This is a genomic window from Cerasibacillus sp. (genome assembly GCF_036516575.1).
Lineage (GTDB): Bacteria > Bacillota > Bacilli > Bacillales > Amphibacillaceae > Cerasibacillus.
Genome location: NZ_DATBTY010000073.1, coordinates 175416 through 189113, shown reverse-complemented (window position 1 = coordinate 189113; position 13698 = coordinate 175416). Strand labels below are relative to the sequence as shown.

Here is a 13698-nt window from a genome sequence, read left to right as displayed (position 1 = left end):
CCTCCATTCAATCATTGCAACTTCCAACTTAAATATACAAGTTTACAGAAAAATATGCTAGTAAATCATTGCTTATTTTTATTTTATCATAAGATGCCTAGAACATTAACTCCAAGTTTCTTCAAATGCCTCTTCTTTAAAGCCGACAGTGACACGTTCACCATCTGTCGCGATAGGTCTTTTAATGAGCATACCTTCTTGTGCTAATTGTTCGGCCATCTCTTCTTTCGTCATATCCTTAATTTTATCCTTCATATTAAGTTCGCGATATTTTTTCCCACTCGTATTAAAGAATCGACGTGGCGGCAGACCGCTTTTATCCATATAATCTAATATTTCTTCTTTTGTCGGTGGATTTTCTACAATATGTATATACTCATATTTGATTCCTTGCTCATCAAGCCACTTCACAGCTTTTTTGCATGTACCACAATTCGGATAACAATATAGCTTCATGAATAGCCCTCCTTCTACTTCATTACTTATCTTTATCTTAGCATGTTCTGGGGTGGGATTGAAGTATGTTGGTGTTAGGATTGTTAATTGTCTGTATGTAGTTGTTTTACGTTGAAATGGATAATAGAAGAAAAATCTTGAAATAAGTAATATATAGAATTTACGTTACTACCCCTGCTCCTTCAGATTATTGATAGATATTCAAAGTAATGGTAAAATTAAAAAATGAATATTTTTGATAATTGTTATGAATCCCTTAATTCAAATTTTGAAATTTCAGGAGTGTCATCATATGATTTCAGCCATCGAAATATCCAAAACGTATCACAATTCTAGAACAGCAGCACTAAAAAATACAAATATCGTTATTGATGATGGTTCAATTAACGTTATTATGGGTAAAAGTGGGTCTGGAAAATCAACACTGTTAAATATATTAAGTGGGTTAATTAAACCAAGTACTGGTACTGTTTATATGATGAATAAAGATTATTATAGGTTATCAGAAAAAGAAAAAGCACAGTTCCGCGGTAAATATTTTGGTTATGTATTCCAATCCTTTCAACTCATTTATGAATTGACGGTGTATGATAATATCATCATGCCACTACATATTACAAATCAAAAAGTAAATGAACAAGCCGTTTACCAACTACTAAAAGATTTAGAGATTCATCATTATATGCGTTCTTTTCCTAGTGAATTATCTGGTGGGCAACAACAAAGAGTGGCCATTGCAAGGGCAATGATCCACAATCCAAAAGTCATTTTTGCGGATGAACCTACAGGTAATTTGGACTCTGAGAATTCATTAAGGGTAATTGAATTATTAACTCGTCTCTGTAAAAAAAATCAAACGACATTACTCGTTGTCACACATGATAAACATTTAATTAAAAATCCGGATCATCTATTTATACTTAAGGATGGAAAACTCGTATAGAATGAAGGGTAAACAATGAAATCGGTAAAACTATTATCTTACGCATGGAAATTATTATGGAATAACAAAAAAATTTTCTGGTCAGTTGTTAGCGCTCTAACATTTATACTCGTATTTATAACGATTGCCATTGGGATATTGCATCACTATGTGGATCAAGCAAAATTAACCGCTTATCAAACATATGGTGACCACACTTTAATTGTAAATTCCGATGAACCCATGACTGGAGAAAATGCACTAAGGGAAACTGGACATTTCCGCATTTCTGGCAATATATATACATCAGGTCTCTTAAACAATGATCAAGATTTGGATTTCACAATCGGGTGGATGGACGAGCACGCTTTGACTCAAATGAATCTCCTCCGTGGAAGAATGCCAGAATCAGATTATGAAGTCCTAGTTGAAGAATTTACTATTGGACACCTTGCTAGGGGGTCCAAGCAAACTGACATCAAGCTTCCTTTCACATTCAATATAGAGAGAGAGGAGTTTACTGTCGTTGGGATTGTTAAAAACTATTCCGGTATTTGGTCTAGTTCAACGATAATTGAAAAAGGGAAAAATACATATCCAAATATCATTTTGACTCGTGATTTTACACAACTCTTTCCAGATATTCAACAACATATGATATTAATCAAAGACAGAACAGAGTCACTTACTCTCGATTTTGATACAATTGATACTTTTTTTAAACATAATGATTTGCAGGAATTGGATTATGACGCAATTGTCATTAATACAAATTTATATGATGATCATTTAAAGCAAGTCAATCAGGTTTATGTCTTAACAACACTATTTTTGTCAGTAATCACAATAACTGCTTTGATTGTCTTCACATACATTTTTTCATTCTATTATTCAATACGATTTCGCAGTCATTTTAATCTTTTTTCAAATTTAGGTTTTACACCATGGCATATCTATAAATTGGCTTTCTTTCAAGGTTTAATTATTGTATCCATAAGTGCCTTTTTCATGTTTCTTATCCATATCATGTCTGTCTATATCTTTAATATTTTGCCTAAATTAAATATGCTTTTACTTATGACAATCACCCTAATAGCGATTTTATTAATGGGATGTTTAATACTAATTGTTTGTCATCGTACATATTCAACTTCAAGGGATAACATTCGACATTTACCTGTGTTTATAGAACAGTGGATAAAGAATTGGCATGTGAAATGGAAATTATTTTATTTAAATCTATTCCATTCGTTGAAATCATTTTTCTTAATCATCGGGCTGTTGACAAGTTTACTCGTGTTAATATTTTTAAGTGAGCTTATAGCAAATGAAACATTATATGAAACGGATGAAAAAGTGGCCGATTATATTTTTAGCTCCAAAAGGTCAGATGCATTTGTGCATTTACAGCAATTTGAAATCTTTTTCACACCAGAATATATTCCTATCCATTTAGTAGATGAAATAGAAAATGAAGCAGTAGCCTTCATGGATAAAGAACCGAAAACACTTGGAACGAGCTTGTTGTTAAAAGACGATTCATTAAACGCACCAATCATTAATCGTTTTCACGAAGATGTGGAAGATTCGGGTGTTGTTTTTACTGAACATGATCTATTAGAGTTAGACATGCCGCTCGACTATGTTCCTTTATCTAATATTCATTATGTCGTTTTAAATGATAACAATTGGTCACTTTTTAATTCTCAACTCAAATTTAGTGATCGCACATATCATAAATTGCAAGATTCTCTATCTATGATACTTATCATTCCAGATGAAACGATTCAGTTCGATCAACCTGATACATTATCCATTGGGAGAATTGAAAATCTCAATAATGAATTAGAGTATAAGCAGTGGGATTTACAAGTTTTAGAATCCGTAAAGAAAACGATCGTTCACCCAATAACAAAAGAAGCATTTTCTAACATAATCATTATGATTCATGAGAACACCATGCAAAAATATGATATCTTCCCTGGTTATGGAAACCTGGAAATTTACCGAGATGCGCAAGCTAATATAAATGAAATTAATCAACTAGAAAATAAGTTGGCAACTTTAGCAGCTATGTATCCAGATAACTTATACTACATTGAAGAGGCATTTATTGAAAAAAGCAAAGACCAAGCTAGATTTATAAGCCGACTTGGCATTCTGTTATTTAGCATATTGGGTTTATTTGTGGGAACGATTATATTTATAATCTTTTTAATGAAGTTTTATCAACGTGAAAGAGAGCTTCTTATTTATAAATCTCTAGGAGCGACCACTCGAGATATTATAAAAATATTTTTAACGGAATTACTTGTCTATTATATTCTCTCGTTATTCTTAGCAACAGGATTAATTGCTTTACTCCTAATCATCACACCAGCACCTGTTCAATCGACTATAGATGCTATTTATCTTGATATCCGTTTATTTATCATATTGGGGATTTCCACAGCAGGGCTTTGTTTCGTAATGATGAGGAAATTGAACATGTCACATCTTTATAGTATACAAAATAAATATGGTTCATAATTAGTAGGTACGTTACAACAATATCTAAGATAGATGGGGAATGATGCAAGTTGTTGTCAGAACAGGATGAATAATAGCCTTTGGTCTCTATTTACTCATTTTAACAAAGCTCATTTTATTTAAACATTTGCCTGCTGGAGAAATTATCAATCATTTTACCTTTAAATTTGATGGTATCTATTGGCCTGCCCATATTGAAGTCATTATCTCAGCATCATTTTCTGAAATTCCCATTTCCACAAGCGTTTCTTTGTCGGCAGTAAATTTAACATTTCCATTTGCGTCTTCTTCAAAGAAATTTTGATAGATTTTCTGCCAATTCAATCAGTTCTTTGTCTATTACGATAGCATCGGAATTAACAACCAGAATTTCCGAATCACATCCCAATCAATAGAATCTTCCTTTTTACCGTAGCTAATTCCATTAGCACTTACTGAAGTAGAAAAAGCCAAAATAACCATAGCGACAACAATTAATACAGTAAAGAACTTTTTTAACACATGAACCCTCTTGATTTTTTATTGGAAGCGTATACATGATGTTTGATTTACAATATACTAGTAAATACAAAAAAAAACAAGGGGGAAATAGTAAAAAATGTATTTTCTTTTATTCACTATAATTTATTGTTTAATAACGCAGATTTTGAACATGGACTATGTGCTTGCTTTGGGAATTTATTTAATCGGCCTATGCTTTATCAAAGGTATGCTTAAAGAAATGACTAACGGTGAAGGAATAAAAGATGTTTTTAACATAAAAAAAACGAAGCACATGTATGAAGAAAATGGATTTAAAAATTCTTTAATAGAGTATTTATCTCTATTTCTAGTTTTTTTAAATTCTTATTTAATTGATTATGAGCCTTTCACTCCTTTTGAATATATTTATATATTTTTTCTTATTGGGATTGTATATCGCTTTATATTTTGGGGGATGATACGTTCCTTTAAGGAAGCAGACTTCAGGAAATTGGAAAAATAGTGGGGGAAAGGGTTAAAAAAACTCCTCACTATATTCAAGTCTTCATCCACTAATAAAACTGAATGTTGTTCACTTTTTCTTGTGGTTTTCCCACCGAATTAGGTGGGGTTGTTGGATATTTGCCGATCCATTACTTTTATCGTTTTTATTTACGTAGAAGTGAGGGTCAGGCTTGATGGGATAACTAAGACACGACCTCTCAGGGAGAAAAAGCGTAACGAGACTATGCATTGAACCGCCAACACGGCCTCTCACGGGAGAAATAATGAACGAGACAATCCATTGAACCGCCAACGCAGCCTCTCGCTGGAGAAATAATGAACGAGACAATGTATTGAAGCGCCAATACAGCCTCTCGCAGTAGAAAAGCATAACGAGACAATGCGTTGAAGCGCCAACGCGGCCTCTCGCAGTGGAAAAGCATGACGAGACGATGCATTGAAACTCCAACGCAGCCTCTCGCGGTAGAAATAATGAACGAGACAATCCATTGAACCGCCAATACGGCCTCTCACGGGAGAAGTAATGAACGAGACGATGCATTGAAGTGCAAACGCACCCCATTCATACATAAAACCCAAAACAAAAGAACGAGCGGAAAAAGTCTCCGCTCATTCTTTTTTAGGGGCAAACGATATGAACTTGATTAGTTATAGGACATATTTTTCTGCGTCAATAATTTTGTCTGCGATTTCACGCTTTTTCGCGATCACGTTTGTTGGTGTATGACGTGTTAGCTTTCTTAATGATGACAACATCATACGGAGTGTATCGCCTTCTTCAACGGCAATGAGAATTTCTTTTGCATCTGCTTCAATGCGGTTGAAAGCTTCTTGTACGTATACTTGTGTATAGAGCAGCTTTTGTTTGTTTTTCTCTTCGCCTGATTTCTGAATCGCTTTTTCAGTTCGTAAGACAGCAGATTCCATATTGTATACAGATGCTGCCATATCAGCTAGGTTAGCTAAAATTTCTTGTTCTTCTTCTAGTTTTTGCATATATTTTTGTGCGGCTAATCCTGCGGCAAGTAAGACGATTTTCTTAGCGTTTCTCACTAAATGCTTTTCTTGTTCGAGTGCTTCTGTGCCGACTTCTTCTGGCATCATCATGAGTAGCTCTTCTTGTAAGCCTTGAGCTTTTTGTAGTAACGGCAGTTCACCGCGCATTGCTTTTTTCAGTAATGTTCCTGGAACGATGAGGCGGTTGATTTCATTTGTTCCTTCAAAAATACGGTTAATCCGCGAATCACGGTACATGCGCTCGACTTCATATTCTTGCATAAAGCCGTAACCACCGTGCATTTGAACAGCTTCATCAACGACATAATCAAGGCATTCTGTTGCTGTGTATTTATTCATGGAACATTCAATTTGATATTCAGCAATAGCTCGTGCAACTTCACGGCCGTCTTTCAGTTGCTCTTCACTCATGGATCCCATACGCTGTTCAAAAAGCCCGACTGTTCGATAAACAGCACTCTCATTCGCGTATGTTTCTGCTGCCATCGTGGCTAACTTTTCTTTCGTTAAACTAAAGCTTGAGATAGAACGACCGAATTGTTTACGCTCGTTAACATATTTTGTCGCTACTTCAAGCGCACGTTTTGAGCCTCCGACACCGCCGATGGCAAGCTTATAACGACCAACATTAAGAATGTTAAAGGCGATATGATGACCTTTGCCTTTTTCACCTAATAAGTTTTCAACAGGCACTTCTGCGTCTTCTAGGACTAATGTACGTGTAGAAGAACTCTTGATTCCCATTTTTTTCTCTTCTGGCCCTGTTGAGACACCTGGGAAGTCTTTTTCAACGATAAATGCGGAGAAATGTTCACCATCAATTTTTGCATAAACGACGAAGACATCGGCAAACGCAGCATTCGTAATCCATTGTTTTTCACCGTTTAAAATATAATGTGTACCTGCTTCATTTAAAACAGCCGTAGTTTTAGCTCCTAATGCATCGGAACCTGAACCTGGTTCTGTTAAAGCATAAGCAGCTAATAACTCACCTGATGCAAGTTTTGGCAAATATTTTTGCTTCTGTTCTTCATTACCAAAGAAAACAATCGGTAACGTTCCAATTCCGACATGTGCACCGTGTGTGATTGAGAAACCACCTGCGCGGGCAAATTTTTCAGTAATTAATGATGAACTAATTTTATCTAAGCCAAGTCCGCCATACTCTTCTGGAATATCAGCGCTTAGTAAACCGAGATCACCAGCTTTTTCTAATAGTTTAACAGAATGTTCGAATTCATGATTTTCAAGATTATCAACAAGTGGTAATACTTCACCAACGACAAATTCCTCAGTCGTATTGGCAATCATATGATGTTCATCTGAAAAATCTTCTGGTGTAACGATGTCTTCTCCATTTAATTCCTCGATTAAAAACGCGCCACCTTTAAAATACTTTTCTTTTATTTCACTCATGTTTATCTTCCTTTCGACACTTTTTTATAATAATTCAAAGACGCCTGCTGCACCCATTCCGCCACCAATACACATCGTCACCATACCGAATTGGACATTTCTACGTTTCATTTCATGAAGTAATGTCAGTGTTAACTTTGTACCTGTTGTACCAAGTGGATGACCAAGTGCAATCGCTCCACCATTGACATTGACTATTTCTGGATTTAAATCAAGCGCTTGAATGACACGCACGGATTGTGATGCAAATGCCTCATTTAATTCAATGAGTCCAATATCGCTCAGCTCTAAATTAGCCATTTTAAGTGCTTTCGGAATCGCAGCGACTGGCCCTACTCCCATGATTTCCGGTTCAACACCAGCTACAGCAAATGAACGTAACTTAAGAAGTGGTGTTAACCCTTCTGCTTCTGCTTTTTCACGATCCATAACTAAAACTGAAGCAGCACCGTCACTCATTTGTGATGAATTCCCTGCCGTAACAGTTCCGCTTAGACTGAAAGCAGGACGTAATTTCGCAAGAACTTCCATATTGGTGCCCGGTCTAACACCTTCGTCCATGTCAAACATCTTCGTTTTTTCAACAACTTTTCCGTCTGGACCGACAACACGCTCTTTTACTTCAACTGGAACAATTTCATCTTTGAACTTACCTTCTTGGATCGCTTTGGCTGCACGTTTATGACTTTCAACAGCAAAGGCATCTTGCTCTTCACGAGATATGGAAAAACGTTTTGCGACTTCTTCTGCTGTATGTCCCATCGTCATATAATATTCTGGTGCATGTTCAACAAGTGTTGGGTTCGGCTTAATAACATGCCCTCCCATTGGAATTAAACTCATTGACTCTGCTCCACCAGCTACAATCGTATCTGCGTAGCCGAGCATAATGCGTTCTGTCGCATAGGCGATACTTTGCAATCCAGAAGAACAGTATCGGTTAATCGTAATGCCTGGTATTTCATGACTTAAACCTGCTAATCCCGCTATATTACGTGCCATGTTCATTCCTTGTTCAGCTTCCGGCATGGCACAACCTATAATGACATCATCAATGTTTCCATCATATCCATCTGCACGCTTTAACGTTTCTTTAATCGTTAAGGCAGCAAGGTCATCTGGTCGTGTATGGGCTAATGATCCACGAATTGCTCGACCGACTGGTGTCCTTGCTCCTGCTACAATTACCGCTTCTTTCATTTTCCTTCCCCCTCTTTCTATTAATTTCGTAATGGTTTTCCTTTTAATAACATGTGTTGCATGCGCTGTTGTGTTTTTGGTTCGCCAATTAAACTTAAGAATGCTTCTCTTTCAAGGTCTAACATAACTTGTTCATCTATAAAACTATTTTCCTTAACCCGGCCACCTGATAAAACATAGGCGAGTTTTTCTGCAATTTTCACATCGTGTTCTGATGCATAGCCACCAAATTGCAATGTCTTAGCTCCCATCACCATCGCTGCATAACCTGGGTCACCAACGACTGGGATTCTTTCACGTTTTGGTGCTTGGTAGCCTGCTTTATTTAAAGCGAGCACTTTCTGCTTTGCATCGTATAGAAGATGGTCTGGGTTAGCACTGACACCATCAAAGTTATTGAGAAAACCTTTTTCACGTGCTTCTTCAGCAGATGTGGATACATCAGCCATAGCTACACGTTCAAATACTTTATTCGCGACCTTCATTAAGTCTAAATCCACACCTTGTGGTAAGTCACGTAGCATCTTTAAGTACAATTCTTTCGTTCCACCACCACCTGGAATGAGTCCGACACCGACTTCAACTAAACCGATATATGTTTCTTGTGAAGCTTGCACAGCTGCTGCTGGTAAGGTCACTTCAGCCCCACCGCCAAGTGTCATATTAAATGGTGCTGTCACAACCGGTTTTTTCGAATACTTAATGTTCAATGTCATATTTTGAAACTGGCGAACGACCATATCTAATTCAAAGAAATTATCATCTTGTGCTTCCATAAGCATCAACGCTAAGTTCGCACCGACACAGAAGTTTTTACCTTGGTTTCCAATCACGAGTCCTTCGTAATTTTTTTCTACTTCTTCGATGGACTTATTCACCATTTGTACGACATCTAAACCGATTGCATTATTTGGTGAATGGAATTCTAGTAAAGCAACACCGTCGCCGATATCAATTAAACTAGCACCTGTGTTTTTCATAATGACACCTTGTTTATCTTTCAGGCGTTTAATATGAATTTGTTTCGGATTAACTTGGTCTTCTTGATATGTGTCACCATCATAGTAGTGAATATGTCCATTTTCTTCTTTATAAAATTGTTCGTGTCCGTTTTCTAAAAGGTCAAGTACCCATTTCGGTACGGAATCACCTTCCGTTTGCATCCGTTCAACTGCTTTTCTTAAGCCGATGACATCCCATAGTTCGAATGGACCTAATTTCCAACCAAAACCCCATTTCATTGCTTTGTCGATAGAAACGATGTCATCAGCAATGTCACCTAGTAATTCTGCTGAATAGAGAAGGACTGGTTTTAAAATCGACCAGACAAAATCACTTGCTTTGTCACCTGGCATGGATAAAAGCGTTTTCAATTTATTGAAACCTTTTTGTTGTTTGGCCATTTCGGTTGCTTTTGTCTTTAATTTCTTCCGTTCTTCGTATTCCATCGTTTCAGGGTTTAATTCTAAGATGACACTGCCATCTTTACCTTTTTTCTTCAGATAAAACCCTTGTTTTGTTTTTGCACCTAGCCAGCCTTTTTCTTGCATTGCTTGCATAAAGTCTGGGATTTCAAAGATGTGCTTCTCTTCTCCTTCGACTTGATCATAAACGTTTTTAGCGACATGAATAAATGTATCTAAACCAACAACATCGAGCGTTCTAAATGTCGCACTTTTTGGACGCCCTAATAGTGGACCTGTAACGGAATCGACTTCACCGATTGATAAGTTCGCTTTAAGCATCTCTTGTACAGTGACTAATAAGCCATATGTTCCAATTCGATTCGCAATAAAGTTTGGTGTATCTTTAGCTAAGACAACACCTTTTCCTAACACATCTTCAGCAAAAGTTTGCATAAATTCTATAACTTCTGGCTTTGTATCTTTTGTTGGAATAATCTCTAATAATTTTAAATAACGTGGTGGATTGAAAAAATGTGTTCCTAAAAAATGTTGACGAAAGTCTTCAGAACAGTCCTCTGCCATTTCCTCAATTGAAATGCCTGATGTATTTGAGCTAACAATCGTTCCTGGTTTACGATATTGATCTACTTTAGCAAAAACGCCTTTTTTAACTTCTAAGTTTTCAACGACAACTTCGATAATCCAGTCCACATCTTTTAATTTTTCCATATCATCTTCCATGTTACCGGTTTCAATTAAGTCTAAACTTTTTTTGGACGTAATTGGTGACGGCTTTTGTTTTAAAAGCGCTTGCTTATTTTGGACAGCAACTTTGTTACGAACGACTGGATCTTCTAATGTTAATCCTTTTGTTTCTTCTTCCTTTGTCAGTTCACGTGGTACGATATCTAGTAATAATGTCGGAATGCCGATATTCGCTAAATGAGCAGCAATACCTGAACCCATGACACCCGAGCCTAATACCGCTACACGTTCAATGGATTGTTTCATTTTTTTATCCCCCTATCATTAGTTTGAATGAATACCCCTGTCATTAATTATCTGCCCTTGAATGAATACTCATTCATTTTTTGACCTAAAAGAAAGAGGCATCTCATCCTCGTTACTTATACTATAAAATACTTTTAAATTTTTCGCAACGATAATGCATTAATTATTTGAAAAAAGTGTTTTATTAGTGATTTTAGCTGACATTTGTTTTTAAAAAATCTGGCATAACTCAAAGTGGTGCTTGATGCACTATTCTAATCGTATATCTCTATGGACTTTCTATGTTAATATCTAATTATAAAAAAACAAAAGTAAAATGAGGCATATCATATGTACGGATACTTACCTTTCCATCTTAGAACCAAGGCATGCTGGAGAATTATTTCAACTCATTGATGAATATCGTGATTACATTAGTAAGTGGCATGTAGGGAAAGGATTGGCTACATCTGCTTGTAACAATTCATTAACCATGTATTTCATGATTTACAGTTAAGGAAAGTAGAAATTAACATGGCAACAAAAAACGTAAAAAATAGAGCCATTCCTGAACGTTCTTTAAGAAAGAAGGAATCATACGTCATTATGAATATTTAAATGATGCGTATCAAGGTTGAGTTATTTTCGAATTGTTAAAAGAAGAACTGTATAGCAGTTGACATACACGAAGACTCCTGCGGGAAAAGCGAGGCTAGCTAGACCCCACAGAAACATCTAAGGAACAAAGGCTAAAAACGCCACGTCCTGTGGCAACGCCTTTGTGACCAACGTCCTGTTGGCCCGAGTTCGAGGAGGCTCGCAGACCGCCCGCGGAAAGCGGAGTGTATGTCAACTGCGGGTTCTTAGTAACACTCATAATGAAAATATTTTGTTTTAAAATTTTACAAATCTTTATTTATAGAATTTACATACTCTCTGGTGCGCTGACACCGATGATTCGTAAGGCATTCGCAATCGTAATCTTTACAGCTTCCATTAATGCTAAGCGCGCAGACGTCAATTCACGATTCTCTTCATCTAATACTTTTTCTGCATTATAAAAACTATGAAGTAATGTTGATAAATCAAATACATATTGTGTCACTTTATGCGGTGTGCGTTTCTCAGCTGCTTCAGCAATCATTTGTGGGAATTCCCCAAGTTTGACTAAAAGCTCTTCTTCTTTTTCTGACGTTAATAATGAGTAATCCAGAGTTTCATCTACCATAAAACCTTTTTTATCTGCTTGTTTAAGCAACGTACAAATACGTGCATGAGCATACTGGACATAATAAACAGGGTTTTCATTAGACTGGGAGCGCGCTAAGTCCATATCAAAATCTAAATGCGAGTCCCCTGAGCGCATGCTGAAGAAATAGCGCATTGCATCTTTCCCAACTTCCTCCATCAGCTGTCTTAATGTGACGGCTTTTCCTGTCCGTTTACTCATTTTAACGCGTTCGCCATCTTCATATAAATTAACCATTTGAATGACAGCTACTTCTAACGTATCTTCATCATAGCCTAACGCTTGAATCGCTGCTTTCATACGTGGAATGTAGCCGTGGTGGTCAGCACCCCAAATATTAATGAGCGTATTAAAACCACGATCAAGTTTATCTTTATGATAAGCAATGTCTGGTGTTAAATATGTGTAGCTACCATCTGATTTGACTAAGACACGGTCTTTATCATCTTTGTATGCTGTTGTTTTAAACCATGTCGCCCCGTCTTGTTCATAAACGAGATTAGATTCTCTTAAACGGTCTAGCGCTTCATCGATTTTTTTATCTTCATATAATGTTGTTTCTGAGAACCAGTTATCAAATGTTACGCCAAATGCAGCGAGGTCTTGTTTTATTTTATCAAGTTCACGTTCGAGTCCGTATTGACGGAAATACTTTAGACGTTCTTCTTCAGCGACATGAACCCATTTATCACCGTCACGCTCTTTTAACTCTTGACCAAATTTTTGGACGTCCTTACCATGATAACCATCTTCTGGTATATCCCAGTCTTTTCCTAAGGCCTGCATATAACGTGCTTCAACCGAGTGAGCGAGCTGGTCAATTTGATTTCCCGCATCATTAATATAATATTCACGTTCCACATCATATCCTGCAACATCAAGCACATTGCATAACGCATCACCATATGCTGCTCCACGGGCATGCCCTAAATGTAAATCACCTGTTGGGTTAGCAGAGACAAACTCAATTTGAATGCGCTCTCCTTCTCCTGCTTCAGAGCGACCGTAATTATCACCCGCTTGCAATATACTTGGAACGAGTTTTGTTAAGAACGCATGGTCGATAAAAAAGTTAATAAAACCCGGTCCAGCGATATCAACTTTTGTCACATGTTCACTAGTAAAATGTTCGACGATTGCTTCAGCTGTTTTTCGTGGTGCTTGTTTCGCAATTTTTGTTAATTGCATCGCAATATTTGTCGCGTAATCACCATGTTCTTTACTCTTCGGTTTTTCTAAAATAATATCTGGGATTTGTTCTGCTTCTGTTATCCCAGCTTCTACAACAGCTTGTTTCAGTGCTGTTTTAATTTCCGTTTCAATCTTTTCTAACATACTCATCTATGATTTCCTCCCTAAGGATAGCTTAACCAGTTATAAAAAATAATATATGTATAACAAAACTCATTATAGCATTTTTACATCGTATTAATCGAGTATCTTTCCTAAATTATGATTATATCACTAATTATATATAAACGATTCATCCCCACCCATCATTAGTGAGACTTTCTCAGTGAATGATA

General features: G+C 36.6%; 9 protein-coding genes. 3 read left to right on the top strand and 6 right to left on the bottom strand.

Features of this window, described 5'->3' with window-relative positions; all coding sequences use genetic code 11:
• Positions 1 to 105: 105 nt before the first annotated feature.
• Entirely contained in the window at positions 106 to 456 is a 351-nt protein-coding gene (locus VIG73_RS12875; protein WP_331642632.1) for an arsenate reductase family protein, read from the bottom strand.
• A 292-nt stretch (positions 457 to 748) separates the two neighbouring features.
• On the opposite strand from VIG73_RS12875, the gene VIG73_RS12870 reads away from it, so the two are divergent.
• Both VIG73_RS12870 and VIG73_RS12865 read left to right on the top strand, forming a co-directional pair.
• Positions 749 to 1399 carry an ABC transporter ATP-binding protein gene (locus VIG73_RS12870; RefSeq protein WP_331642630.1) on the top strand — a complete coding sequence of 217 codons (651 nt, stop codon included), beginning with the start codon at positions 749 to 751 and terminating at the stop codon, positions 1397 to 1399.
• Between the two features lie 15 nt (positions 1400 to 1414).
• Entirely contained in the window at positions 1415 to 3907 is a 2493-nt protein-coding gene (locus VIG73_RS12865; RefSeq protein WP_331642628.1) for an ABC transporter permease, read from the top strand.
• 339 nt (positions 3908 to 4246) lie between these two features.
• Here VIG73_RS12865 and VIG73_RS12860 read toward each other — a convergent pair whose 3' ends face one another.
• Positions 4247 to 4408 (bottom strand): hypothetical protein, encoded by a 162-nt coding sequence (locus VIG73_RS12860; RefSeq protein WP_331642626.1) that lies wholly within the window; start codon positions 4406 to 4408, stop codon positions 4247 to 4249.
• Between the two features lie 151 nt (positions 4409 to 4559).
• Here VIG73_RS12860 and VIG73_RS12855 point away from each other — a divergent pair, with 151 nt between their 5' ends.
• Positions 4560 to 4892, top strand: a complete 333-nt coding sequence (locus tag VIG73_RS12855) for a hypothetical protein (RefSeq protein ID WP_331642624.1) — start codon at positions 4560 to 4562, stop codon at positions 4890 to 4892.
• 650 nt (positions 4893 to 5542) lie between these two features.
• On the opposite strand, the gene VIG73_RS12850 is transcribed toward VIG73_RS12855, so the two are convergent.
• From VIG73_RS12850 to argS, 4 genes are all read right to left on the bottom strand, one after another.
• Positions 5543 to 7327 carry an acyl-CoA dehydrogenase family protein gene (locus tag VIG73_RS12850; protein WP_331642622.1) on the bottom strand — a complete coding sequence of 595 codons (1785 nt, stop codon included), beginning with the start codon at positions 7325 to 7327 and terminating at the stop codon, positions 5543 to 5545.
• Positions 7328 to 7351: 24 nt separating this feature from the next.
• Positions 7352 to 8527 carry an acetyl-CoA C-acetyltransferase gene (locus VIG73_RS12845; RefSeq protein WP_331642620.1) on the bottom strand — a complete coding sequence of 392 codons (1176 nt, stop codon included), beginning with the start codon at positions 8525 to 8527 and terminating at the stop codon, positions 7352 to 7354.
• A gap of 20 nt (positions 8528 to 8547) precedes the next feature.
• Positions 8548 to 10944, bottom strand: a complete 2397-nt coding sequence (locus VIG73_RS12840; protein ID WP_331642618.1) for a 3-hydroxyacyl-CoA dehydrogenase/enoyl-CoA hydratase family protein — start codon at positions 10942 to 10944, stop codon at positions 8548 to 8550.
• Positions 10945 to 11848: 904 nt separating this feature from the next.
• The gene (gene argS / locus VIG73_RS12835) at positions 11849 to 13513 is read right to left on the bottom strand and encodes an arginine--tRNA ligase (protein WP_331642616.1); all 1665 of its coding nucleotides are present in this window, start codon (positions 13511 to 13513) and stop codon (positions 11849 to 11851) included.
• Positions 13514 to 13698: the final 185 nt, after the last annotated feature.